The organism is Microbacterium sp. LEMMJ01 (assembly GCF_002114135.1).
Classification (GTDB): domain Bacteria; phylum Actinomycetota; class Actinomycetes; order Actinomycetales; family Microbacteriaceae; genus Microbacterium.
The window spans coordinates 34713-59215 of the sequence record NZ_NCTV01000024.1; the positions used below are offsets into that span (position 1 = coordinate 34713).

Consider the following 24503-nt stretch of genomic DNA (forward strand, 5'->3'; position numbering starts at 1 on the left):
ATGGTCTTCACCGATGACACAGAGGATGCGCTGCGCGCGGCGGTCTGGCTCGCGAACTCGGCGGAGGACCCGGACACCCTGGTCGACATCGACGACGAGAAGGCCTTCCTTCGGGTGTTCCCGTACACGGGACGGGTCGACGGGGACACGGTGGAGCTCGACGACCTCCGCGCTCTGCGGTCGCGCCTCCGCGCCATGCTGCTCGCTCCGCGCGACGAGATGGCCGCACACGTCAACGCCGCTCTCGCCGAGGTGCGCCTGACCCCGCGGCTCGTGCGCCACGACGAGCTGGACTGGCACCTGCACGGGCTCGCCGACGATCGCCCGCTCGCCGAACGGGTGCTCGTGGAGACCGCGATGGCCCTGATCGACGTCATCCGCACGGACGAGGGCTCTCGCCTCACCGTCTGCGCGGACGGGACATGCCAGGCGATCGCCCTCGACCTCTCCCGCAACCGCTCCAAGCGCTACTGCTCGACGAGCTGCGCCAATCGCAACGCCGTGGCGGCGTACCGCGCCCGCCGCGCCGCCGGCTGACCGCGCCGCGCGCCCCGCTCGGAGACCGCAGACCGGAATGCGGTCCGAGCGGGTTCGATGCTGCCCACTCTTCACAAACGATTATCGATTAGTGTAATGTCGCGAGCGGCCCTCCCTCATGCATCAGGAAAGGATCAACGATGATCAAGGCCCGAGTCCTCCCCCTCGCCGGCATCGCGGCGGTGTCCGCCCTCGCCATCGCCGGCTGCTCGACCACCGCCGGCGACGACGGCGGTGACGCCGGCGGCGACGTCACCGTGCGCATGCTCGTGAACGTCACCCCGAACCTGACCGAGGAGTTCTGGAACGACCTCGTCGCGCCGTTCGAGGACGCCAACCCGAACATCGACGTCGTCATCCAGAACCCGGGTGCGGAGGGCGTCGAAGCCGCCGTGCCGCGCCTGCTGGCCGCCGGTGACGCTCCCGACGTCGTGCAGTCCATCGCGCCGACGACCAAGCTCGCCCCCGAGCTCGTCGACCTCTCGCAGTACGAGTGGGCGTCGTCCGGTCCGCTCGCCGACCAGTACTCGATCGACGGCAAGAACTACATGGCCGGCATCGGCGTGCAGCTGCAGAGCCTCTTCTTCTACAACAAGACCGCCTTCGAGGAGGCCGGGATCACGGAGGTGCCGACGACGGTCGACGAGCTCACCGAGGCCCTCGGCAAGCTCAAGGACGCCGGGTGGACCCCGGTCCAGACCGGCGGCGACTGGATGACGAGCCACACCCTGCAGGCGCTCGGACTGCCGACCATCATCGCCGAGGACCCGGAGTGGTTCCAGGACATCTCGGCAGGCGACGTCACCTTCAGCGAGACCTACGGCGATGCGGTCGAGACCTACGCGGACTGGGTGTCCGAGGGCTACATCCCCGGCGACGCCCTGGGCATCAAGTACCCGGACGCCGAGCAGGCCTTCCTCTCGGGCAAGACGGCGGTGTACTCGATGGGCAGCTGGTTCGCCGGCACGCAGGCGAAGGCCGCCGACTCCGCGGACATCGGCGTCTTCCGCGCCCCCGCCATGAGCGCCGACGAGCAGCCCGCGATGGGCGCCAACATCGCCAGCCCGTACTCGATCCTCAAGGCGAGCAAGAACCAGGACGCGGCGGCGAAGCTCATCGAGTTCCTCACCACCGACCAGACCGCGGTGAGCGACCAGCTCGCGGTCGACGGCAACTTCCGCGACGGCTACGAGTACGACATGACGCCGCTCGGCGAGGAGCTGCTGCAGATCGTGGCCGACACCCCGGCCGAGGCCTACACGCCCACCGGCGGCGGCTACGGCGAGCGCACGCTCCCGGACGGCTACTCCGGCGAGATCAACACCCAGACCCAGGCCCTGCTCGGCGGCGCACCCGCCGACCAGGTGCTGCAGGCCATGGACGACTGGTTCGCCGCCAACGCCGGTTGACCCTCGCGGCGCCCGGGACGCGACAACCGTCCCGGGCGCCGTCCCGGCGCTGCCCCAGCGCCTCCCCCTGAACGCGCCACCGAGAACGAGAGTGCCGCCATGACTCCGCCCACCACGACCGCGCCGCCTCCGGCCGCCGCCGCCGCCCCGACAGGACCATCGACGCCGATGAGCTCGCCCCCCGCCCCGCGCCGCCGCACGGCGCTGCAGCAGTGGCGGAACCGGATCCCCGGCATCCTCATGGGCGGCCCGGCCGTCGCGGTCTTCCTCGCGATGTTCGTCATCCCGATGATCCTCGCGGCGGTGCTCAGCTTCACCGACTGGAACGGGTACAGCCTCAACTTCAACTTCATCGGCTGGGACAACTACATCAAGGCGTTCCGCAGCCCGCGCTCGACGCAGGCCGCGATCTTCACGGGCATCATCGCGGTGGTGGGCACGATCCTCTGCAACGCCATCGGCCTCGCGATCGCCGCCCTCATCTCCGGGCCCGGCCGCTCGAACACGATCCTGCGCACGATCTTCTTCTACCCGTACGTGATCAGCGCCCTCATCATCGGCTTCCTCTGGTCGGCGATGCTCTCCCCCACCGGCGCCGTCAACGGTCTGCTCAGCACGCTCGGCCTCCCGGCGATGCCGTTCCTCACGGACCCGACCTTCGCCAAGGCGAGCGTGATCTTCACGATCGTGTGGTCGCACTTCGGCTTCAACATGATCCTGTTCCTCGCCGGCATCAAGTCCGTCCCCGCGGAGTACTACGAGGCGGCGACCGTGGACGGCGCCTCGCGGTGGCAGCAGTTCCGGTCCATCACGCTGCCTCTCATCGCGCCGGTCTTCACCGTGAACCTCGTGCTCACCCTCGTCGGGCTCCTCAAGGCGTACGACGTGGTGCTGTCGCTCACCGACGGCGGGCCTGCCGGATCGACGCAGACCATCGTGTACCAGATCCTCAAGGACTCCTTCGCGAACTCGGCCCTCGGCTTCGGCGCCGCGCAGTCCATGATCCTCCTCATCGTCACCGCGGTCGTCGGCCTCGCCGTCACGCTGGTGCGACGCCGCGCCGAGCAGAAGGCGACCGACTGATGAAGCAGACCCGCAACCGCCCGGCCCTCGCCGTCAGCACGATCCGGTGGTTCGTCCTCGGCGTCGTCGCGATCACGATGCTGATCCCGATGTACACGATGCTGATCAACGCGTTCAAACCGCAGGCCGACATCATCGAGAACCCGCTGCTGATCACGCCGCAGATGTTCACGTTCGACTACCTGTGGGCCGCGATCACGAGCAGCAAGTTCAACGTGATCGCCGCGTACGGCATCACGCTGCTGTTCGTCGTGCTCGTGAACCTGTGCTGCATCGCCCTCGCCGCGCCCGTCGCCTACGTCATCGCCCGCGGGCGGTCGAAGTGGCATCTGGGACTGCTGCTCCTCTTCGTCTCCGGGCTCTTCATCCCCGGTCAGGTGACGCTGATCCCCGTCGTCTTCGTGCTGCGGGTGCTCGGGCTCATCAACACGATCCCCGGGTTCATCCTCTTCGAGACGGCGGCGACCCTGCCGGTGACGATCTTCCTGTTCACGGCCTACCTCCGCAGCGTGCCGCGTGACATCGACGAGGCGGCGTCACTGGACGGCGCCGGGCCCATCCGCGCGTTCTGGGCGTGCATCTTCCCGATCATGAAGCCCGTCGTCGCGACGGTCGTGGTGCTCAACTCGATCGGCGTGTGGAACGACTTCGTGAGTCCGCAGATCATCCTCGGGCCGAGCTCGGGGATCTACACGGTCACCACCGGTGTCTACGCGGCGGTCGGACAGTTCTCGACCGACTACACGCAAGTGTTCCCGACCCTCCTGCTGGCCGTGCTGCCCGCGATGGTGTTCTTCATCGTGATGCAGCGCCACATCATCGGCGGCCTGGTCGCCGGAGCGACGAAGGGATGACCGTGCCGGAGACCCCGCTCACCCGTCCGCTGCGTGTGATCCCGGCCTGGGCCGTGCTGCAGCGCCGGCTCTTCGCCGAGGTCGAGGAGGCCCGCCGCCTCTTCCGCGACCGCTACACGCTGCCGGACGGCCGCCTCCGCGGCGTCGCGGAGTTCATCGACCGCGACGGCGTGGACGACCTGTACGAGCCCTTCTTCAACTGGCCCGCGTTCTACCTGCTCGGTGGCTCCGACGAGGTGCTCGCCGACGCCAAGCGGCACTGGGAGGGCGTGACCGTGCAGCTCGCCGAGGCGGGCATGCTCACCGAGGAGTACGACAACGGCTACGACTGGTTCCATCAGGGCGAGTCGCTGCTGTTCCTCGCCGGCATCTGCGCCGCCGACCCGGCCGACTCCGCGTTCGCCGCGCGCGCCGCCCGGTTCGCGGCCCTCTTCACCGACCCCGCACAGGGCAACTACGACGCCGAGCGCAACATGATCCGCTCGCCGCACAACGGCGCTCTGGGTGCCCGCGAGGGTCTCGACGAGAAGATCGTGCCGTACACCGCCGACCGGGACGAGATGCGCCCCTACGGTCTGCCGCTGCACGGCCTGGACGGCATCGCCTCCTGGGACGACCTCGCCGACCCCGCCCACGCCCAGCGGATGGCGGAGGAGATGCAGCGCCGGGCAGCCGGCGACATCGCCGTGAACCTCGCCGCGACCTCCCTCGCCGCGAACCGCTGGCTCTACGACGGCGACGAGGAGGCGGCCGCCTGGATCCGCCGGTACGTCGACGGCTGGCGTGCGCGCGCGGGCGGCGGGCTGCTCCCCGACAACGTCGGCCCGGACGGCACCGTCGGCTCCCTCCACGACGGCCGCTGGTGGGGCGGGCACTACGGCTGGGCCTGGCCGCACGGGCTGCACTCCGTCGGCATGAGCGCCCTGATCGGTGCCCTGAACCACGCGCTCGTCACGGGCGACGACGGCGCCCTCGACCTCGTGCGCACCATGCTCGACACCGTGCTCGCCGAGGCGCGCACGGGCAGCGTCGCGGAGTCCGCGTACAGCCTGCGCGGCGGGTGGATGGCCCGGCTCGGAGCGGCCGCCACCGAGCCCGCTCTGCTGGTCCCCTACCGCCACGGCGCGGACGGCTGGTTCGACTACGGTCCGCTGCAGCTCGACCTCCCCCTGTGGCTGTGGTGGTGGTCGCGGCGGCCGTCCGACCGGGAGCGGCTGGAGACGGCGATCGCCGGCCTCCCCTCCTCCGCCGACCTCGTCGCGCCGTTCCGCGACAAGGAGGAGGCGGGTCACGAGGCCGGCTGGTTCGCGTATCTCTCGGGCGGCCTGCCCGATTATCCGGTGCGGGCGCTGGAGATGGCGCTCGGCCAGGTGGCACGTCGTGCCGCGATGATGCTCGCCGACGACCGCGACCCCGACGCCGCGCACCTGCACTTCTGGCAGCGTGTGAACCCGGTGGTGACGGAGGTGCTGACCCAGCTCGTCGGCGGGGCGCCGCAGGTGCTCTACAACGGCGGGCTCGGTTTCACGGCGCTCCGCTACGAGGACGTCGACCGCGCGCGGCCCGGACTCCCGGAGGACGTCGCCGCGCTCGTGCACCGTCTCGACGACGACGGCATCGGCGTGCAGCTCGTGAACACCTCCGCCGTGCACACCCGCACCGTGCGGCTGCGCGGGGGGCGCTTCGGCCTGGACCGGATCGTGCGGGTCACGGCGACCGGCGAGGAGCCCGGCTTCTGGCCCGGCGCCTCGGGCACCTACACGGCCCCGGACGCCCCGACCGTCACCACGACGTTAGACGTGGACGACGACCTCGTGGTGACCCTGCCCCCGGCGCACACCGCCGACCTCGACCTGACCATCGCGCGTGCGACCGGATCGCCGCGCCACCTGTTCCCTGAAGGAGACGCATGAGCGCCGATCTGATCCGACCCGACTTCGCCCTGCCCGTGCGGGGTGGGGCCTACCAGCGGCCCTCGCGCGAGGTGGTCGAGTCCTTCGACGCGATCTCCTCCGCCACCGCGTGCGCCAAGCTGCACGGACTCGGGATCCGCCGCAGCTACATCGACGGACCGGAGCCGCTGAGCCTCGGCCAGCGCGTCGTCGGTTCGGCGCTGACCCTGCAGTTCATGCCGCAGCGCGAGGACATGGCCTCGGGCGACGGCCAGGAGTACGCCGAGCGGCACACCGCCCTGTGGCACGTGCTCGAAGCCGTGCAGCCGGGCGACGTGCTGGTGATCCAGGCCTACGGCAGCCGGTTCTCCGGGTGCATCGGCGACATCCTGGCGCGCTACTTCGCACGCAAGGGGGGCGCGGGGATCGTCGTGGACGGCCGCATCCGCGACGCCGGCCGCATCCGCGAGCTCGGGATCCCGGTGTGGTCGACGGGCACGACCCCGCACTACGCCTCGCAGTCGGAGCTCGTGCCGTGGGCCTACGACGTGCCGGTCGCGGTGGGCGGCGCGCTGTGCATGCCCGGCGACCTCGTGGTGGCAGACGACGACGGCCCGGTCGTGGTGCCGCAGGCCATGGCGCCGCGGGTCGTGGACGACGCGCGCGATCATGAGGAGTGGGAGGTGTTCAGCCGCCGCCGTCTCGACGAGGGCGCGCGCCTGAGCGACTACTACCCGTTGACCCCCGACAGCCGCGAGGAGTACGAGGCATGGCGTTCCGTCCAGAGCTCCGTCCGCTGAATCCCGAGGTCGCCGCCCGCGACGACGTCGGACTCGGGTGCGCGCCGATCGGCAACCTCTTCGCCCCTGTGCCCGACGGCGACGCGGTGGCGACGGTGCAGGCGGCGCTCGCCCGCGACGTCCGTTTCTTCGACACCGCACCGCTGTACGGCTCGGGCGAGAGCGAGCGGAAGCTCGGCCTCGCCCTGCGCGGCGTGCCGCGGGACGACTACGTGATCGCGACGAAGGTCGGCCGGGTGCTGGTCGATGCGGACGGCCGCCCCGTCGCGGGCGCCGCGAGCGGACACGACTCCGTCGTCGACCTCAGCAGGGACGGCGTGCGGAGGAGCCTCGACGGCAGCCTCGCCCGGATGGGTGTCGATCGCGTGGACGTGCTGCACCTGCACGACCCCCTGGACGTGGAGGCGGCGTTCGCGACGGCGCTTCCGGCCCTCGTCGAACTGCGCGACGAAGGGGTCGTGCGCGCGATCAGCGTGGGCCTGGGACGGCTCGACCCTCTGGAGCGCTACGTCGCCGAGGCGCCGCTCGACGTGGTGATGGAGGCCGGTCGGCTCACGCTGCTCGACCGCACCGCCCTGGACCGGTTGCTGCCGACCGCGGCGGCCCGCGGCATCGGGGTGCTCGCGGCCGCGGTGTTCAACTCCGGCATCCTCGTCGACCCGGTCGGCTCCCCCTTCTTCGAGTACAAGCCGGCACCCCCGGAGCTCCGGGAGCGGGCACAGCGCCTGCAGGCCGTGTGCGCCGCGTACGGCGTGCGCCTCGCGGATGCCGCGGTGCAGTTCCCGCTGCGGCAGGGTGCGGATGCGGTGGTCGTCGGGGCGCGCACCCCCGCCGAGGTGGACGCGTTCGTGGACGGCCTCGACGCCGTGCTGCCCGCCGCGCTGTGGGACGCCCTCGATGCGGAGGCTGCATGACCGCGCGGCCCGGGAGCTGACGTGCGGATCGTCGACGCCCATGTGCACGTCTGGGATGCGGACGCCGTGCCGATCCCGTGGTTCCGCGACGACCTCGGGCTCCCCCGGCAGGCCGCGGCCGCTCGGCTCGGACGGGAGCTGACCGACGCCGGCGTCTCCTCCGCCATCGCCGTGCAGGCGGCGGACTCGGTGGCGGAGGCGGACTGGCTGACCGCGACCGCCGCCCGCGACCCGTTCCTGCGACGCGTGGTGCTGCAGTACACCCCCGCGCCGGGACGAGCCGCCGGCGCCACCGCAGTCGCGTTCTCTCCCGCCGTGGTCGGCGTGCGCGCCGCGGTGCCGAAGTGCGCAACTGACCTGTCCGATGTGGACGGCCTCGACGCCCTCGCCGACCACCTGGGCGCGACCGCCCGCACCCTCGAACTCCTCATCCGTCCGGACCAGCTGCCCGCCGCGGCCGCCCTCTCCCGACGGCACCCCGACACCGCGATCGTCGTCTGCCACCTCGGCCTCGGCGCCCGGACGGCCGATGCCGCATGGCTCTCCGCCCTCGCCGAAGCCGCGTCGGCTCCGGGGGTGTCGGCGAAGGTCTCCGGGCTCGACCTCGCGGCGCGCGGGCCGGAGGAGTCGCGGGGACTGCTGCGCTCCGCGTTCGCCCTCTTCGGCGCGGAACGGCTGATGTACGGCAGTGACTGGCCGATGTCCACGCGGACCACGACCTACGCGGAGGTGCTCGCCGCGACCCGGCAGGCTCTCCCTCCCCTCTCCCCGGCCGAGGCTCGAGCATTCTGGTCCGGCACCGCCGACCGCCTCTCGCCATTCACCGCGTAACCCCGGTCGCAGTTTCGCACCCGCGTCGCTGGGACTCCGGGGATGGGTGCGACCGCGTGCCGAATCTGCGACTTCGCGCCGGAACACCCCATCCCGGAAGCAGAGTCGCGTCCCGCCGCGGATTCGCACCGCGTCGCTGGGACTCCGGGGATGGATGCGACACCGGTGCGAAACTGCGACCTCGCGCAGGGACTCCCACCCCGGGGACACTTCCTCAACCCCGTCGCAGATCCTCACCGTGCCGCAGGGACTCCGGTCAGCCGTGCGACCTCGGTGCGAAACTCCGACCTCGCGCGGGGGTCAGTCGAGGAGGGTGCCGGCGGCGTGGGCGCGGAACAGGGCGGACGCGGCCTCTTCGTCACCGGCCTCCAGGGTGTCGAGCAGGCCCTTGTGCCAGTCCGCGACCTCGTGCCAGTCCCCCGTGAAGGTGGGGTCGCCGAGCACGTGCATGACGCGCAGGCTCGGCTCCAGGAGGTCCCACATGCGGGGGAGGTACACGTTGCCGCTGGCCTCGATCACCGCACGGTGGAAGGTGAAGTCGAGTTCGCGGAACCGGGCGAGGTCTTCCGCCTCAGCCGCCTCATGCATCTGCGCGATGAGGCCGACGAGCTCGGCGCGGCGAGCAGGGTCGAGCGCCCCGCAGGCCAGCCGACCGGCGAGCCCCTCCAGCTCGACGCGGGCGACCTTGGCCTGCGCCGCCTCCTCCGCGGAGTAGCTCGCGACGAAGTTGCCCTGATGCCGCACATGCGACACGAGACCCTCGTGGGCGAGCCGCTTGAGGGCGTCGCGCACGGGCGCCTGGCTCACCTGCATCTGCCGGGCGAGCTGCGACTCCACGAGCTGCTCGCCGGGAGCCAGCGTCGAGTCCTTGATCATCGCCTTGATGAGCGCGTAGATCTGATCCGACAGCAGTCCGCGCTGCAGTCCGGCCGTGCCGAGAGCATCCGTCATGACCATCAGTCTACGTCCATTATCGACTATCGCTAATGGACGCGGCCGTGCACCAGGCATCCGCGATGAGGGCGGATCCGCGGGGTGTCGGGTGCACCCCGTCCGGCGCGAGCTCGACGACCGGATACTGCTCCGCCGCCGCCGTGAACACCTCGTGCAGGGGGACGAACGCCGCCCCGTGCTCCGCGGCGAGAGCCCGCACCGCCGCCCGCTTCCCGTCGAGGTCGTCGAGCCACGTGCGCTGCTCCTCCGTCACCGGGAGGAAGTACGGCTCCATGAGGATCAGCCGCGGGGCGTGCGCGGCCACCGCGCGACCGAGGAGGTCGCCGAGCGTGGCGGCGAACTCCTCGGCCGAGGTCGGGTCGTCGCTGTCGAACCGCCGCCACATGTCGTTCACGCCGACGTACACGGTCAGCAGCTCCGGCGCCGTGGGCAGCAGCTCCGCGTCCCACCGCGCGGCCAGGTCGCGGGCGCGGTCCCCCGCGATCCCGAGGTTGCGGACCGTGGCCCCCGCGGCCTGCAGCTCGGGGGCGAGGAGCGACACGTAGCCGTCCCCGAAGGACTCCGGGTCGGAGCGATCGCGCCCCGCGTCGGTGATCGAGTCTCCGATGAAGGTCACCCGCATCGTGGCACGTCCTGTTCGTCGTTCTTGAGCTTCGGTCGCACCGAGATCGGGAGCTCGACGCTCGCGCCAGCGTACGTCACGGTGAGCGTGTGGTGCGGGCGCACCTTGCTGCTGTCGAAACCGCTGACCATGTCCGCCGTCACCTGCTGGGTGGTACGGGATCCGTCGCTCCAGTCCACGCCCAGCAGCATGCCGGTCACGTCGAGCTCCTCGCCGCGCACGTAGCGGGTCTTCGGGTCGGCTTCGGGCGCCCAGCAGATGCCGGTCACCGTCGCGGGAGGGGGTGTCGGCCGCACGGCCAGGGTGTTCGTCTTGCCGTAGTGGTAGACGTTGAAGAAGCCGTCCGCACCGATGCGGAGGTTCTCCCGGGCGTCGACCATGTTCCACACCGTCACGTCGTCCACCCGGAGCACGATGCGGGTGCCGCCGTCCTCGGCGACGGCCCCGAACTCGATGCGGTGCGTGGAGCCCGGCTCGATGACGGTGTTGGGGATGCTGTCGAGCATGGTCTGGCCCGGGGTCCAGCTCTGGAACTCGATCACGTCCTCCTTGATCACCGCGAGGTACCCGGTGTTGGAGTTCTGCCAGGCCGGGAGGCCGGTCTGGTCGGAGCGCGCCTGGAAGCCGTACCAGCCGCCGTCGAAGGCGCCGAACTCCGCCTCGAACTGCAGCAGGGTGTCGCCGAAGCGCTCGGCCTCGTAGCCGTGCACGCCCTGACCGCTGATCACGACGCCCGTGTCGTCCACCGCGATGAGGTCGGACTCACTCCAGTTCGCCCCGTCCTTCAGCTGACCGTCCAGGCGGGTGGTCGGGTACTCGGCGTCGTCCACGGTCACGGTGACCGTGTCGCTGAGGCTCGGATCGGCGACCGAGGTCGCGGTGATCGTCGCCGTGCCCGCCGTCACTCCCGCGATCCGTCCCCCGGAGACCGTGGCGACCTCCGGAGCGTCGGTCGTCCAGGTGACCCGGGCGTCGCTGGCGTCCTCCGGGGCGACCGTGGCCGCGACGGACCGCCGCTCCCCCACGGTCAGTCCCACGGCATCGGCGTCCAGGCTCACGCCCGTGACCGGCACGCCCGAGAGCGAGAACCCGATGTCGTCGAAGTCGAGCGAGGCGTAGTTCTCCACGTAGAACCCGACCCGACCGGCCTTGCCGGGGCCGGGGTCGGCGCCTTCCAGCGCGATCGCCCCGTTGACGGAGATCCGGATCTGCCCGTCCTGCACCGCGATACGGACGTGCGAGGTCTCGCCGGGGGTCAGGCCCTGCGCCGCCGGCACGACCTTCTCGGCGACGACCTTCCAGGCGTCGTCGAAGATCGTCCAGGTCGGCCCGGCCGCGGCCTGGCGGAAGCGGATGTAGCCGCCGCCCTTGCCGTTGCGGTCGTAGACGATGAGTCCCGCGTTGGCGGGGGTCGTGGCCGGCGCCGTGACGTCGAAGTCGAGCACGAACTCCGTGAAGTCCCGCGGCAGGATGCTGTTGGCGCCCTTGAGGATGCGGTACACCTTGTCGCCCGACGCATCCACCTGGATGGAGCGGTTCGGGTCGGTCGGCCAGCCGTTCGCCCCCGACTCGAAGTCGGTGAAGTGCAGCACGCCGTCGCCCTCCTCGACGATCACCTCGATGGTCGCGGTCTTGGTGGCATCGGCTTTCGCCGTCGCCGTCACCGTGGTCGTACCGGGGCCCATGCCGAGCACTACACCCTTGTCGTTGACGGAGGCGATGGCGGGGTCGGCCGAGGCGTAGGTCACCGCGGCGTCGTCGGCGTTCCAGGGCAGCGGCACGGCGCGTACGCGCACCTCGTCGCCCGCGTCGATCGTGAGCGTGTCGCTGTCGAACGCGATGTCCTCGAGCGGGATGGTCTGCGGCTGCTGCGTCTGCCCGATCGCGCCGTCGACCCCGATCTCGCCGAAGGCGATGGCCTCGAAGCCCGGGATCTGGTCGAACACGGCCGCATCGGCCTTCAGCGTGTAGTCGCCGTTCGCGGCGTCCACGAAGCCGGGGTCGGCGTCGGCCACCCAGTTGTCCTCGTAGTTCAGGAGGTTCTTCCCGTCCTTCGCGCCGTGCTCGTTGACGCCGGCCATCCGGGCGCGGTTCGGGTTCCACACGACGTTCTCCGCGAACGTGCTGTGGTTCGGGAAGTAGTGGTCGTCCTCGAAGAAGTGCGCGAGCTCGGGGTACTTCGTCAGATACGGCGTGCCGACGAAGTCGTTGTTGTCGGCGAACACCTTCTCCCAGGCCGGCATGTAGTCGCGGTCGACGACGTTGCCCTCCTGATTGCCCATCCACTGCTCGTAGTTGTCGTACGGGGCGTAGGCGTCGACGAAGACGTTGTTGCGCGCCTCGATGTAGTCGGCCGAGCCGCTCTTGATCGCACCGTTGCCCATGTTCACGAACACGTTCTTCTCGATCGTGAGGTCCCACGTGAAGTTGTCGGCGTAGATGCCCTCGACGCCCGCCATGCCGACGCCGATGTCGTGGAAGTAGTTCTCCCGGAACACGTGACCGCGCTGCTGCGGGGTCTTGCCGGAGTTCATGTAGATCGCACCGAGGTCGTGGAACTGCTTGCAGACGTCGTACACCTCGTTGCGTTCGAACAGGTGGTCGTTGCCGTGCACGATGATCCCGGGGTGCGGAGCGTCGTGGATCTCGTTGTCCCTGGCGATGTTGCCGACGCCGTCGAACATCACGCCGGGGTTGTAGGCCTTGTGGTAGTACGCGAAGTCGGCGATCTCGGAGTTCTCGACCCGGTTGCGGCCGGGTTCGAGCGTCGTCTTGTCACCGCCCTGGAGCACCACGCCGACGCCGCCAACGTGCGTGAGCCGGCTGTCGGTGACGGCGTGGTCACGGCCGCCGCGGTTCACCGGGATGCCGTCGTACGTGTAGCGCCCTGGCGAGTTGATGAGCACGCCGCCGTCGGTGAAGTTGCGGATGTCGCTGTGCGAGATCGTCACGTGCGAGCCGCCGAGGATGACCGCGGCCGTCGCGCGGCCGTACTCCATCACGAGGTCATCGAAGTTCACGTAGGAGGCCCCGTCGGCGCGCAGCATCGGCTCGTCGAGCGTCGTGACCGTCACGGCGCCGCGGCCGGACGTGAAGGCCGCGTTCGGGATGAGGTACAGCTTCCCGGCGTCGCGGTCGATGTAGTACTCGCCGGGGGCGTCGAGCTCCTCCAGCAGGTTCTGGGCGAAGTGGAAGTCGGGGAACCAGCTCTTCATGATCCCGGACATCTCGCCGTAGCGGAGGGTGATGGTCTTCGCCTCGGTGTCGATGCTCTCGATCTTGTTGTACGACCACTCCCAGCTGTAGCCGAAGATGCCGTCCAGCCACACGTCCTCGGCCTGGGTCCAGTGCTTCGGACGGTCGTAGCCGTAGCTGAACGTGCCGCCGCGCTCCTGCAGGTCGGCGTCGTTGCGGTCCGGCCCGGCGTCGATGATGTCACCCATCTGCACGGTCGGGGTGGCCGCGTCGGCGTTGGGCCAGCGCGCGAGGGTCATGCCCTGGCCGTCGATGAACAGCTCCATGGGCGGGGTGGTGCTGACGTCGTTGGCCTTCCAGTAGCCGTGGCGGCTGAGCTGGCCATAGTCGGTGATGCCGAGGTCGGCGAGGTCGATCCCGACCACGCGGTCGCGGGCAGCCGGGTCGATGATGCGGTCGGTCACCGCCGCGTCGTCGACCGCGGCGAACTGGTCGCGCGGCAGCTCGCGACCGCCGGTGAGGGTGGCGGTCTCCCCCGGGTACGAGCGGTAGGTGATGGGGGCGTCGGCAGTGCCCGAGTCCTGCGCGCCGATCTCGAACGACGCCGAGCGGGGGTACGTGCCCTCCCGGAGGTACACCGTGAGGCCGTCGTCCGGGAGCGCGGAATCCGCCTTCAGCGCGCGGATCCGGTCGCGGGCGCCTTCCAGCGTCGCGAGGGGGTCGTCGATCGTGCCGGCTGCCGCGTCGTCACCTCCCGGCGCGAGGTAGAGGGCGTCGTCGTCCGCGGCCGCAGCCGCCGACGGGACCGCCGCAGCGAGGGCGGATCCGAACACCGCCGCCAGGGTCAGGCTTGCCAGTACACGCTTCATCGCGTCTCCGAACTGTCGCTTCCCGCACGGCCGATGCGCGCGGCGCCGCGGGAGCGGCTGATCCGACCGTAGCCAATCGATAATCGACTAGCAAGGATCGATACTGATCGCTTTGGTTCTTCGAGGCGCCAGGGCGTCGCGGCTGATCGGGCTCGGCGCTGGTCGACGCCGCCTTCGGCATCCCGATCCCGATGGCCCTCGCGTACCGAGGCTCGCATCCGAGAAACCAGTTAACAAAACAACCACTTTCCACCACTTTCTGACTATTGCGCTCTCCAGTTGACGTCGCTGTAATCTGCCGGAAATACTGAGGAAGCCCGAGACCGCACCACGAGAGTGCGGACACATCACCCCAGGCCAAGGATGACCTAGATGACAGAACAGACCATTTCCTCACAGATAGGAACAGGTCGCCGGCCCCGTCGCCTCTCGGACGGGATGTTCGCGCTCCTCCTCACGGCTCCCGGCCTCGCGCTCCTCGCCGCCGTCGTCGTGTACCCGCTGATCACGGCCCTCATCACCGCGTTCTACAAGCAGAGCCTCGTCGAGCCCGGCCGCGAGTTCGTCGGCTTCCAGAACATCGTCGACGTGCTGACGGGCGAGTTCTTCCCGCTCCTCACGCAGACGCTCGTCTTCACCCTCGGCACGACCATCGCGCCGTTCGTGATCGGCTTCGGCCTCGCCCTCGCCCTGAACACGCGCATCCGCGGCGCCAAGGTGCTCCGCGGCCTCATGCTCATCCCGTGGCTGATCCCCGGCGTGGTCGTGTCGTTCCTCTGGATGTGGATCTTCAACGCCAATTACGGCGTGCTCAACGCGGCCCTGGAGACCGTGGGCCTCATCGACTCCCCGCAGGCGTGGCTCGCGAACCCCACCACCGCCATGATCGCCGTGATCGTCGCGAAGACGTGGCAGTCGTTCCCCTGGATGATGGTCATGCTCCTCGCCGGCCTGCAGACCGTGCCGATCGAGCTGCACGAGGCCGCCGAGATCGACGGCGCCGGCACCATCCGCCGCTTCTTCTCCATCACTGTCCCGCAGATGAGCGGCATCATCGGCCTCGTGATCCTGCTGGAGTTCATCTGGAACTTCCAGCACTTCGACATCATCTACGTCCTCACCGGCGGCGGTCCCGCCGGCTCCACCCAGACGTTCGCGACCGCGGTGTACGAGACCGCGTTCGACGGCTTCGACCTCGGCCACGCCGGGGCGCTCGGCCTGCTCTGGATGATCCTGCTGATGGCGCTCGTCGTCGTCTACGTCCGCCTGTCCGAGAAGGGAGAGAAGCGATGACCGCCGTGCTGACCGAAGAGACGGTGGCCGCCGTCTCCGCCCCACCCGCCGCGCCCCGCCGTCGGCGCCACCGCGCCGACCGCCGCGCCTCCACCGTGAGCGCCTGGATCGCCGTCGTCGTCTTCGGCGGGTTCGCCCTGTTGCCCGTGTACTGGCTGCTCGCGACGTCGCTGACCCCGCGCACCGAGGTGTTCAGCTACCCGCCGAAGCTGTTCCCCACCGAGATCACGTTCGAGGCCTATGCCGCGCTCGCGAACAACCCGGCCCTGTTCGGCTACCTCCGCAACAGCATCGTGGTCTCCGTCATCACCGCGATCCTCTCGGTGCTGGTGTCGGCGTACATGGGCTACGCGTTCTCGAAGTTCCGCTACCGCGGCCGCCGCAGCCTCATGTACTTCGTGCTGGCGTCGCAGATGTTCCCGCAGGCGCTGCTGCTCATCACCCTCTACGCGGTGTTCTCGGCCTACGGCCTGCTCAACACCTACACGGCGCTCGTGCTGTCGTTCACGACGTTCACGCTGCCGCTGTGCGTGTGGATGCTGAAGGGCTTCTTCGACACGATCCCGGACGAGCTCATCGAAGCCGCCCGCGTCGACGGCGCGTCCCGCCTGCGCATCATCCACTCGATCGTGCTGCCGCTGGCCGCCCCCGGCCTCATCGCCGCCGGACTGTTCGCGTTCGTCCGCGGCTGGAACGACTTCATCTTCGCCCTCACCCTCGCCGGTCCCGACAAGCAGACCCTGCCGCCCGGCCTCGTCAACACGTTCATCGGCGAGGCGTCCACCGCCTGGCCGGAGCTCATGGCGGCTTCGCTCGTGGTCTCGCTCCCCGTGGCCATCGCGTTCATCGCCCTGCAGCGCTTCCTCGTCGGCGGACTCACCGCCGGCGCGGTCAAGGGCTGACCCGCACCACCCCCTCATCCGCAGTCCCTCGAAGAAGAGAGAGCACCCTCATGTCCGAGAACACCACCGTCTCCCGTCGCCAGCTGCTGCAGTTCGCCGGGCTCGGCGCCGCCGGCCTCCTCCTCGCCGGTTGCATGCCGAGCGGCGGCGGCAGCGGCAGTCCGTCCTCCTCCCCCGGCGCCGGGCTCGGCGCGGGCGACTTCACCGCCACCGACTTCTCCTTCTCCAGCTGGTCCCTCACCGAGGAGGCCGCCGCCCCGGCCACCCGCGCGCTGCTCGACGGCTACAAGAAGACCAACGACGTCGGCATCACCGAGGTCTCCTTCCCCTACAACGAGTACTTCAAGCAGCTCATGCTGCAGGTACGCGGCGGGCAGTTCACCGGCGCCGCGCACGTCGACGTCGCCTGGCTCGCCTCGCTGGCCGCGCTCGGCAAGCTGGAGGACGTCTCGGCGCTCACGAAGGGGCGCGGCTACACGGCCTCGAGCCTGGAGGCCACGCAGCTCGACGGGAAGCAGTACGCCTTCCCGTGGACCATCGGCGCGATCGGCCTCATCACGAACTCCGAGCTGCTGACGAAGGCGGGGATCTCCACGTTCCCGACGACCGTCGACGACTTCGAGGCGGCGCTGAAGAAGCTCAAGGCCCTCGGCGGCGGCCTCATCCCCTACGCCGCCTCGACCAAGGCCGCCCAGCTCAAGGACGTTCTCATCTGGATGCAGACGTTCGGCAGCGACCTCGTCAAGGACGGGAAGGTCACGATCGGCGACGACGCCAGCATCGAGGCGGTCACCTGGTACAAGTCGCTGTACGACCAGGGGCTCATCGCCGCCGACGTCGACCGCTTCGATGCCCGCTCCCTTTTCTCCCAGGGCCGCGCCGCCATCTACGACGACGCCCCCGTGGGCCGCGCGTCCGTCACGCAGGACTCGCCGGATCCCGACCTCGCCTCCAAGCTCGTGCCCGAGTCCCGCCCGGTGCTGAAGAAGGGCGACACCCCGCGCGCTCTCGTCTGGGGCGGCGCCATCGCCATCGTCGGCGGCGGCTCCGGCGACAGCACCCGCACGGCCGCGGACTTCGGCCAGTGGGCCACGAGCGACCTGAAGGCTGTGCTCGGCGACTACGAGCTGCGCGGCCTGCCGCCCGTGACCGAGGAGGCGCAGGCCTCGAAGGAGGTGGCGTCCGACGCGTTCGGCTCGCGCTTCGCCGAGAAGATCACGGCGACCGCCACCACCAACCCGTTCTGGCAGTACCCGCAGTACGCCCAGATCGAGACGGTGATCGCCGACCGCGTGCAGGCCGTCCTCGTCGGTCAGCAGAGCGCCAAGGACGCGATGGCGCAGGCCGGCGACCAGGCGCAGAAGCTGCTGGGCTGAGGAGCATCGCCATGACCCTCCGCTCGAAGGTCGGCGCCACCGCTGCCGCCGCCCTCGCCGCACTCGTCCTCGCCGTGCCCGCTCCGGCCGCTGCCGCGACCCCCGACGTCGAGACCGTGCCCGTCACGGTCGACAGCTCCAACCAGTCCGGCTGGTGGAACCCGCTCGTCGTCGACGGCGACGAGACGTACTTCGCGTACAACGTGCCCGGCTCGGTGGCCGCGAAGCACCAGGTGAACCTCGCCGTCCGCGCCGCCGACGGCACGTGGACCTCGGGCTGCCTGCGGCTGGCGACCGGGGCCTGCGCGGAGTACCTCGACGACAACGGCCACAACCAGCCGTCGATCGCGATCGACGGCGACGGATACATCCACGCGTTCGTCTCGATGCATCACGAGCCGTGGAAGTACTTCCGCTCCACCGCGCCCTACGACGCGACCTCGCTCGTCGACGTGAGCGCCGAGATGCCCGACGCCGGGGCCGCGGTCTCCTACCCGGTCACGGCGCAGGGAGCCGACGGCGACATCTGGCTCATGGTGCGCATCGGCGCCGACCCGCAGGCTCGCCGCGACGGGGTGCTGTACCACTACGACCCCGTGGCCGGGACGTGGAGCCGCGAGACGACGATCGCCGCCGCCGTGAACCACTCCTTCTACCCGGACGACCTCGAGGTCGATGCCAGCGGCAAGGTGCACGTGCTGTGGGAGTGGGGCCCGTGGCCCGCTGATCCCTATCGCCACCTCGGCTCCTACGCGGTGTACGACCCTGCCGCAGGCGGCTTCCGCGACGTCGCCGGGCAGGCGCTGCCGACCCCGATCCGCCCGGACACCCCCGGCGCCGTCGTGTGGCGCGGCTACGAGCCCGGCGAGACCATCGGCGACGCCGTGCCCGCGGTGCAGACCGCGAAGATGGCCCTCGCCGACGGTGAGCTCGTGGGCGTGACCTACCGGTACGCGGACGAGACCGAGAACGCCTTCGACGTGCGGTGGACGACCTGGACCGGCTCCGCCTGGACGAGCGAGACCCTCGTGGACACGGACGCCCTCGGTGGCGGCGTGCAGACCATCGCGGCGCTCGACACCACCACCGCCGGCGGCGAGACCCGCGTCTACGCCGTGGTGTCGGTGCAGGACTGCGGCATCACCCGCAGTCAGACGGTGCTGCTGACCGCCGGGGCCTCCGGATGGACCGCCGACGCCGTGGGCGATCCGGTCGTGGGCCAGCAGCGCCTCCGCGCGGCGACCCGCACGGACGGCACCGACATCGTCTACCTCAGCGCCCCCGCCGTTCCCAGCGGCGGCACGCTGCGGCACGCCGAGATCCCGCGCGACGGGCAGCCGGGGGCGACCACCCTCCCCGCCATCGTCGCCTCCCTCCGGGGCGACGCCGGCGGCGAGAACCTGGCGCTCGGCAGCACTGCGACCGCCTCGTCCCAGCTCCGCGCCGACACCGGCCCGGAGAAGGCGATCGACGGCGGCTGCACGGATGCGAGCCGGTGGATCTCGGCGGCCTCCGACACCCAGCCGACCATCACGGTCGAGTGGGACGAGGCCGCGCCGCTCGACGTCGTCCGGGTCCGCAGCGGATACACGGTCGGCCCGCCGCAGACCTCCGTGCTGCGCGACTTCACCGTCCAGCTGCGCACCGCGAGCGGCTGGGTCACGGTCGGCACCGTCACCGGCAACACCCAGACGACGGTCGTGGTCGACGCCCAGGGGCGGACGGCCGATGCCGTGCGCCTGGTCATCACCGACCCGTCCGACTCCGCCACCGACGTCGCCCGCGTCTACGAGATCGAAGCGATCGCCGCGCGCTGAGCGGCATCATCCCCCTCCCGAAAGGAACCCATCCCCATGCGCACCCAGACCGTCGAAGCCGACATCATCGTCGTCGGCGGCGGCCTCGCCGGAGTGAGCGCCGCCGTCGCGGCCGCCCGCCTCGGCCGACGTACCGTGCTGATCAACAACCGGCCGGTGCTCGGCGGCAACTCCTCCTCGGAGGTGAGGGTCTGGGTGTGCGGAGCGACCGCCCACGGCAACCAGCGGTGGGCGCGGGAGACCGGGATCATCGGCGAGATGTACCGGGAGAACCAGTTCCGCAACCCCGAGGGCAACCCCGTGTACTGGGATGACGTGGTGCTCGACATCGTGCGCCGCGAGCCCAACCTCACGCTGTTCCTCAACACGGAGGTGCTCGAGGCCGAGGCCACCGGACCCGACGACGCCCGTCGGGTCCGGTCGGTCACCGGCTGGACGATGGGCTCGGAGATCCGCACCGTCTTCCGCGGGCCGCTCTTCCTCGACTGCACCGGAGACGGCCTGGTCGGACGGCTCGTCGGCGCCCGCCACCGACTGGGCAAGGAGAGCCGCAGCGAGTTCGGCGAGGACTGGGCGCCCGAGCAGCCCGTGCGCGAGTTCCTCGGCTCGACGCTCCTCTTCTATACGAAGGATCTCGGGCACCCGGTGAAGTACGTCGCGCCGGAGAGCGCGAAGGACATCTCGACCACCCCGATCCCCTCGTCGCGCATCATCCGCAGCGGCGACAGCGGCGCGCACTACTGGTGGATCGAGTGGGGCGGCACGCTCGACATCGTCGACGACAACGAGGCGATCCGCGACGAGCTGCGGTCGGTGATCCTCGGCATCTGGGACCACATCAAGAACTCCGGCGAGTTCGACGCCGACAACCTGACCCTGGAGTGGATCGGCAACATCCCCGGCAAGCGTGAGTACCGTCGCTTCATCGGCGACTACACGCTGCGCCAGCAGGACATCCTGGAGCAGACGTCGTTCGACGACGGCGTCGCGTTCGGTGGCTGGTCCATCGACCTCCATCCCGCCGAGGGGATGTACGCGACGGGGGCGGGCGCGGTGCAGCGCTTCTCGGACGGCGTCTTCGAGATCCCGTTCCGCACGCTCTACTCCGTCAACGTCGACAACCTGCTCATGGCGGGCCGCGACATCTCGGCCACGCACATCGCCTTCGGTGCCGCCAGAGTGATGGCCACGTGCGCCGCGATGGGCGAGGCCGCGGGCACCGCCGCCGCCCTCTGCTACGCGCACGACGCCACGCCCCGCGAGCTGTACGAGCACCATCGTGCGGAACTCCGGCAGACGCTGCTCCGCGCCGACGCCTCCCTCATCGGAGTCGCGAACGAGGATCCCTCCGACCTCGCCCGCACCGCCGCCGTCACCGCGTCCAGCACCCTGCGCACGATCGGCACCCCGGAGACCGCCGCGGCCGCGGCGGCCCCGCACACCCTGACGGACGACCTCGGCATCGTCGTCCCCGTGCACCCGCGCCTCGACACGACCGAGCTGCTGCTCGGCGCCGAGGCCGACACGCAGGTCACGGTGGAGGTCTGGTCCACGGGCCGCCCGCAGAACATCGTGCCCGCGGTTCTCGAGCACCGCACCGTGATCGACGTCCCCGCCGGTGGGCCGTCCTGGGTGCGGGCGGAGACGCCTTTCGCCCCGGAGGACCCGCAGAACGCGATCATCGTGCTCCGCGCGAACCCGCAGGTGCAGGTGCAGCTCGCCGACGAGCTCCCGCCCGGGGTGCTCACCCTCGTGCACCGGGTCGACAACGACGACCGGAACGTGCAGGTCGACCGCGACGGTCTCCTCGTGCAGTGGCCGACCAAGCCGCTGCGCGGGCGGGTGCCGGCGTTCCGCACGAGCCCGCACTCCGAGGCGGTCGCGCCGGAGCGCGCCGTCTCCGGGTACAACCGCCCGTTCGGCGGTCCGCACCTGTGGGCGTCCGCCCCGGAGGCCGAGGGCCCGCAGTGGCTGCGCCTGGACTGGGAGCAGCCCGTCACGGCCTCCGAGATCCGCCTCGTGTTCGACGACGACGTGGACCTCGAGCTCAACACCTTGCACCACCACCGCAGCCCCGACGAGGTGCTGCCCCAGCTCGTGCGCGACTACCGGGTCGAGGTGCAGCAGGCGGGTTCCGAGGAGTGGCGCACCGTGGCGGAGGAGCGCGACAACCGCCATCGTCTGCGGGTGCATCCCCTGCCGGACGACCTCGGCGCCCTCACGGCCGCCCGCCTCGTGGTGGAGCGGACGAACGGCGTCGCGGAGGCACGCGTGATCGCGTTCCGAGTGCAATCGTGACGGAGAGCGCTAACGTGAAGGGCATCCGTCGTCCCGGCGGAGACCGTCGTCCCTCCAGGAGGCCGCAGGTGACCACCTCGCCCGGCGGCCGCGTGCTCCCTGTCGCGCGGGCCACCCGCACGGGACTCATCGCGCTCGCGGTGCCGCATCTGGAGGAGCCGTACTTCGCGGAGCTCGGCTCGCGCATCGTCCGCGGCGCCGACGACCGGGGCCTGGCGGTGCTCATCGTGCAGACCGAGGGCGACCACAGCCGCGAGATCGATGTCGCCAACGGCGTCGGCCTGCCGCCCATCGACGGGCTCATCCACATCCCGCGCTCGCTCACGGTCGCCGACCTCACGCGCCGCACCTCCCCCGGGCCGCTCGTGCTGCTGGGCGAGCACATCCAGGTGAGCCCGTTCACGCACGTCACGATCGACAACCGCGCCGCCGCCTACACCGCCACCGAGCACCTGCTCGCGGTCGGCTGCCGCCGCATCGGCTTCGTCGGACGCCGCGACGCCCGCCCCTCGGACGCCGCCGACCGTCGGCACGCCGGGTACCTGGAGGCCCTGGCGGCCGCCGGGATCCCCGCCGACCCCGCCCTCACCGCGCAGGTCGACGCCTTCACGGCCGAGGAGGGCGAGCGCGTGGCGGGCGCCATGGCCGCCGCGATCCCCGATCTCGACGGCATCGTCTGCTCGAACGACTCGGTCGCCCTCGGTGCGCTGGCCGCTCTCCAGGCCCAGGGGCGGAGCGTGCCGGGAGACGTCGCCGTCGTCGGCATCGACGACATCCGGGCCGCACGCTTCGCCGTGCCCGCCCTCAGCACCATCGCCCCCGACCACGCCCGCCTGGTGGACGCGGCGTTCACGGAGCTCGAACGGCAGATCGCCGCGCCGCCGGGAGCCGATCTCCCGGTGCGGCACGTGACGGTCGGCGCCCGGCTGATCCCGCGGGCGAGCACGGCCCGATGACGGCGGCGGACTCAGTCCGCGAGGGCCGTCGCGAGCGCACGCTCGTCGCCGCCGTCGCGCGGCGCGACGTGCAGGGTGCCGACGTGGGCCGCGAGCAGCTCCCGGGCGCCGTCGTCGAGGCCGTCGTCGGTGACGAGGCGGTCGATGTCGCTGAGGTCGGCGACGGTCGTGAGTCCGACCACACCCCAGCGGGTGTGCTCGGCGAGGACGACGACCTCCCGGCCCGCAGCCATGAGCGCCCGGTTGGTCTCGGCCTCCAGCAGGTTCATGGTCGTGATGCCGGCCTGCTCGTCGAGGCCGTGGGCGTCGAGGAACACGAGATCGCAGTGCAGGTGCTCCAGGGCGCGGACCGCGACCGGCCCGACGAGGGCCTGCGAGGGCGTGCGCACGCCCCCGGTGAGCACGACCGTCTGCGTGTACGGAGCGTCGGCGCGATCCGGTGGCGAGAACAGGTCGGAGACCGGCAGGGCGTTCGTGACGATCGTGAGCTCGGGGACGCGCACGAGCTCCCGCGCGAGCGCCAGGGCCGTGGGTCCGCCGGAGATGCCGACCGCCATTCCGGGCTCCACGAGATCCGCGGCCGCCGCGACGATCGCGCGCCTTTCGGCCGAGGCTGCCGGAGCCGGAACCAGACGCTGGAGGCCCCGCGCCCGGACGCCGCCACGGATGCGCTCGACCGCGCCCTCCTCGGCCAGCTGATCGATGTCGCGCCGCACGGTCATCTCGCTGACCTGCAGCGTGGCCGCGAGCTCGCCGATGGAGGCGGTACCGCGATCGCGGGTCAGGGCGAGGATGCGCTCGCGTCGTTCCGTGACCAGCACGCGGTCTCCTTCCGATGGAGCCTCCAGTCTGCCACGCACCCCCGCCCGCCCCACTCCCGGAACAGGATCCCTCAGCCCGCATGACCTTCCCCGAGCCCTACGCCACCTGGTTCCCCGATGCCACGTTCGACGGCAGCTACGGCCGCACCGAAGCCGACCTCCGTGCCGTGCGCCCCGTGCCCGCGCCGCACGGGTTCGCCGACCGCTGGCGACGCTGGCGGCGGGAGGCCGCCGCGGTGGACGCCGCCCCCGTGGTCCTCTCCACCTCCGAGGAGCAGGGCCGTCGGGTGTCCGTCGTCGAGCATGCCGGCGTCGACGGTGTGCGGCTGCGGGCCTGGGTGGTCGAGCCCCTCGACGGCCCTCCCCGCGCGGGCGTCGTGCACGGCCACGGCTACGGGGGTCGCGACGCCGTCGATCTCGCCCGGGTGCCGGACGACGTCGCGGCGATCTATCCCGTGGCCCGCGGGCTCGGCGTGCTGAACGCGGGGATCGGAGCGCCCGAGCCGACCCCGGAGCACGTGCTCGCGGGCATCGACGATCCGGAGCGCTACGTGCTCGGCCTCTGCGCCCGTGACCTGTGGCTGGCGGCCGACGTCCTCGTCTCGGTCGTCGGCGCGCTTCCTCTCTACTACGTCGGGGAGAGCTTCGGCGGCGGCATCGGCGCGCTCGCCCTGCCGTGGGACGACCGGTTCGTGGGGGCCACCCTCATCGTGCCGAGCTTCGGCCAGTACGACGAACGGCTGGCGGTGCCATGCCTGGGGAGCGGGGAGACCGTGCGTCAGCACGTCCTGCGGCACCCCGAGGCCCGCGAGGTGCTGCGCTGGTTCGACTCCTCCACCGCGATCGGGTTCACGGAGGTGCCGGTCCGGGTGGAGGCGGCCCTGTGGGACCAGTACGTGCCGCCGCAAGGGCAGTTCGCGGTCGCCGCCGGGGCCCGCGACCTCGACCTGGCCGTCCTCCCCGCCGGTCACGCCGAGTACCCGGGGTCGGCGGAGGTGACGGCGGCCGCCATCCGCGGCGGGCGCGAGCACCTCGAGCGCGTACTCGCCGGCTGACGGCCGTCGGGCGCGCGTCCTCCTC

General features: G+C 71.1%; 19 protein-coding genes. 15 read left to right on the forward strand and 4 right to left on the reverse strand.

The features are described 5' to 3' along the window. The 8 genes from B7W94_RS06900 to B7W94_RS06935 all read left to right on the forward strand — a co-directional run bounded on the left by B7W94_RS06900 (nt 1) and on the right by B7W94_RS06935 (nt 8320). Nucleotides 1-537: a CGNR zinc finger domain-containing protein gene (locus B7W94_RS06900; RefSeq protein ID WP_085605507.1), complete on the forward strand. Its 537-nt coding sequence runs from the start codon at nt 1-3 to the stop codon at nt 535-537. 140 nt (nt 538-677) lie between these two features. Continuing rightward, on the forward strand, nt 678-1946 hold the full coding sequence (locus tag B7W94_RS06905) for an ABC transporter substrate-binding protein (RefSeq protein WP_025105402.1): 1269 nt from the start codon (nt 678-680) through the stop codon (nt 1944-1946). A gap of 99 nt (nt 1947-2045) precedes the next feature. Continuing rightward, nucleotides 2046-3029 (forward strand): carbohydrate ABC transporter permease, encoded by a 984-nt coding sequence (locus tag B7W94_RS06910; RefSeq protein ID WP_253247401.1) that lies wholly within the window; start codon nt 2046-2048, stop codon nt 3027-3029. Next, nucleotides 3029-3883, forward strand: a complete 855-nt coding sequence (locus B7W94_RS06915; RefSeq protein WP_085605509.1) for a carbohydrate ABC transporter permease — start codon at nt 3029-3031, stop codon at nt 3881-3883. Before B7W94_RS06910 ends, B7W94_RS06915 begins: the two co-directional genes overlap by 1 nt. Beyond that, nucleotides 3880-5796 carry a hypothetical protein gene (locus tag B7W94_RS06920; protein ID WP_085605511.1) on the forward strand — a complete coding sequence of 639 codons (1917 nt, stop codon included), beginning with the start codon at nt 3880-3882 and terminating at the stop codon, nt 5794-5796. The genes B7W94_RS06915 and B7W94_RS06920 overlap by 4 nt, the downstream gene beginning before the upstream one ends. Continuing rightward, nucleotides 5793-6575 carry a dimethylmenaquinone methyltransferase gene (locus B7W94_RS06925; RefSeq protein ID WP_025105399.1) on the forward strand — a complete coding sequence of 261 codons (783 nt, stop codon included), beginning with the start codon at nt 5793-5795 and terminating at the stop codon, nt 6573-6575. Before B7W94_RS06920 ends, B7W94_RS06925 begins: the two co-directional genes overlap by 4 nt. Beyond that, complete coding sequence (locus tag B7W94_RS06930; RefSeq protein WP_025105398.1) at nt 6545-7489, forward strand: aldo/keto reductase; 945 nt, start codon at nt 6545-6547, stop codon at nt 7487-7489. The genes B7W94_RS06925 and B7W94_RS06930 overlap by 31 nt, the downstream gene beginning before the upstream one ends. A 21-nt stretch (nt 7490-7510) precedes the next feature. Beyond that, the gene (locus tag B7W94_RS06935) at nt 7511-8320 is read left to right on the forward strand and encodes an amidohydrolase family protein (protein WP_085605513.1); all 810 of its coding nucleotides are present in this window, start codon (nt 7511-7513) and stop codon (nt 8318-8320) included. Nucleotides 8321-8620: 300 nt separating this feature from the next. Here the strand turns inward: B7W94_RS06935 and B7W94_RS06940 are convergent, their stop codons facing one another. From B7W94_RS06940 to B7W94_RS06950, 3 genes are read right to left on the reverse strand one after another with little or no spacing between them, the layout of a single operon-like run. Beyond that, entirely contained in the window at nt 8621-9271 is a 651-nt protein-coding gene (locus B7W94_RS06940) for a GntR family transcriptional regulator (RefSeq protein WP_060922931.1), read from the reverse strand. Between the two features lie 19 nt (nt 9272-9290). Then, the gene (locus tag B7W94_RS06945; RefSeq protein ID WP_085605515.1) at nt 9291-9896 is read right to left on the reverse strand and encodes an SGNH/GDSL hydrolase family protein; all 606 of its coding nucleotides are present in this window, start codon (nt 9894-9896) and stop codon (nt 9291-9293) included. Then, entirely contained in the window at nt 9887-13960 is a 4074-nt protein-coding gene (locus B7W94_RS06950; protein WP_085605517.1) for an Ig-like domain-containing protein, read from the reverse strand. The genes B7W94_RS06945 and B7W94_RS06950 overlap by 10 nt, the downstream gene beginning before the upstream one ends. Nucleotides 13961-14398: 438 nt before the next feature. On the opposite strand from B7W94_RS06950, the gene B7W94_RS06955 reads away from it, so the two are divergent. The 6 genes from B7W94_RS06955 to B7W94_RS06980 all read left to right on the forward strand — a co-directional run bounded on the left by B7W94_RS06955 (nt 14399) and on the right by B7W94_RS06980 (nt 22602). Further along, nucleotides 14399-15253 carry a carbohydrate ABC transporter permease gene (locus B7W94_RS06955; RefSeq protein WP_172400085.1) on the forward strand — a complete coding sequence of 285 codons (855 nt, stop codon included), beginning with the start codon at nt 14399-14401 and terminating at the stop codon, nt 15251-15253. Next, nucleotides 15250-16155: a carbohydrate ABC transporter permease gene (locus B7W94_RS06960; protein ID WP_025105392.1), complete on the forward strand. Its 906-nt coding sequence runs from the start codon at nt 15250-15252 to the stop codon at nt 16153-16155. The genes B7W94_RS06955 and B7W94_RS06960 overlap by 4 nt, the downstream gene beginning before the upstream one ends. 50 nt (nt 16156-16205) lie before the next feature. Beyond that, a complete protein-coding gene (locus tag B7W94_RS06965) occupies nt 16206-17531 on the forward strand; it encodes an extracellular solute-binding protein (RefSeq protein WP_025105391.1) in 1326 nt (441 codons plus the stop codon). Nucleotides 17532-17542: 11 nt separating this feature from the next. Beyond that, nucleotides 17543-19348 (forward strand): BNR-4 repeat-containing protein, encoded by a 1806-nt coding sequence (locus B7W94_RS06970; protein WP_085605521.1) that lies wholly within the window; start codon nt 17543-17545, stop codon nt 19346-19348. 36 nt (nt 19349-19384) lie between these two features. Next, a complete protein-coding gene (locus B7W94_RS06975) occupies nt 19385-21646 on the forward strand; it encodes an FAD-dependent oxidoreductase (RefSeq protein WP_025105389.1) in 2262 nt (753 codons plus the stop codon). Nucleotides 21647-21714: 68 nt separating this feature from the next. Beyond that, a complete protein-coding gene (locus B7W94_RS06980; RefSeq protein WP_025105388.1) occupies nt 21715-22602 on the forward strand; it encodes a LacI family DNA-binding transcriptional regulator in 888 nt (295 codons plus the stop codon). An 11-nt stretch (nt 22603-22613) separates the two neighbouring features. On the opposite strand, the gene B7W94_RS06985 is transcribed toward B7W94_RS06980, so the two are convergent. Next, nucleotides 22614-23423, reverse strand: a complete 810-nt coding sequence (locus tag B7W94_RS06985) for a DeoR/GlpR family DNA-binding transcription regulator (RefSeq protein ID WP_025105387.1) — start codon at nt 23421-23423, stop codon at nt 22614-22616. Between the two features lie 80 nt (nt 23424-23503). Here B7W94_RS06985 and B7W94_RS06990 point away from each other — a divergent pair, with 80 nt between their 5' ends. Next, entirely contained in the window at nt 23504-24478 is a 975-nt protein-coding gene (locus B7W94_RS06990; protein WP_025105386.1) for an acetylxylan esterase, read from the forward strand. Nucleotides 24479-24503 lie beyond the last annotated feature (25 nt).

Bases quoted from the DNA above. Each gene is read 5' to 3' on its own strand.
- B7W94_RS06900 (WP_085605507.1), top strand. From the start codon at position 1: ATGGTCTTCACCGATGACACAGAGGATGCGCTGCGCGCGGCGGTCTGG.
- B7W94_RS06905 (WP_025105402.1), top strand. From the start codon at position 678: ATGATCAAGGCCCGAGTCCTCCCCCTCGCCGGCATCGCGGCGGTGTCC.
- B7W94_RS06910 (WP_253247401.1), top strand. From the start codon at position 2,046: ATGACTCCGCCCACCACGACCGCGCCGCCTCCGGCCGCCGCCGCCGCC.
- B7W94_RS06915 (WP_085605509.1), top strand. From the start codon at position 3,029: ATGAAGCAGACCCGCAACCGCCCGGCCCTCGCCGTCAGCACGATCCGG.
- B7W94_RS06920 (WP_085605511.1), top strand. From the start codon at position 3,880: ATGACCGTGCCGGAGACCCCGCTCACCCGTCCGCTGCGTGTGATCCCG.
- B7W94_RS06925 (WP_025105399.1), top strand. From the start codon at position 5,793: ATGAGCGCCGATCTGATCCGACCCGACTTCGCCCTGCCCGTGCGGGGT.
- B7W94_RS06930 (WP_025105398.1), top strand. From the start codon at position 6,545: ATGGCGTTCCGTCCAGAGCTCCGTCCGCTGAATCCCGAGGTCGCCGCC.
- B7W94_RS06940 (WP_060922931.1), bottom strand. From the start codon at position 9,271: ATGACGGATGCTCTCGGCACGGCCGGACTGCAGCGCGGACTGCTGTCG.
- B7W94_RS06945 (WP_085605515.1), bottom strand. From the start codon at position 9,896: ATGCGGGTGACCTTCATCGGAGACTCGATCACCGACGCGGGGCGCGAT.
- B7W94_RS06950 (WP_085605517.1), bottom strand. From the start codon at position 13,960: ATGAAGCGTGTACTGGCAAGCCTGACCCTGGCGGCGGTGTTCGGATCC.
- B7W94_RS06955 (WP_172400085.1), top strand. From the start codon at position 14,399: ATGTTCGCGCTCCTCCTCACGGCTCCCGGCCTCGCGCTCCTCGCCGCC.
- B7W94_RS06960 (WP_025105392.1), top strand. From the start codon at position 15,250: ATGACCGCCGTGCTGACCGAAGAGACGGTGGCCGCCGTCTCCGCCCCA.
- B7W94_RS06965 (WP_025105391.1), top strand. From the start codon at position 16,206: ATGTCCGAGAACACCACCGTCTCCCGTCGCCAGCTGCTGCAGTTCGCC.
- B7W94_RS06970 (WP_085605521.1), top strand. From the start codon at position 17,543: ATGACCCTCCGCTCGAAGGTCGGCGCCACCGCTGCCGCCGCCCTCGCC.
- B7W94_RS06975 (WP_025105389.1), top strand. From the start codon at position 19,385: ATGCGCACCCAGACCGTCGAAGCCGACATCATCGTCGTCGGCGGCGGC.
- B7W94_RS06990 (WP_025105386.1), top strand. From the start codon at position 23,504: ATGACCTTCCCCGAGCCCTACGCCACCTGGTTCCCCGATGCCACGTTC.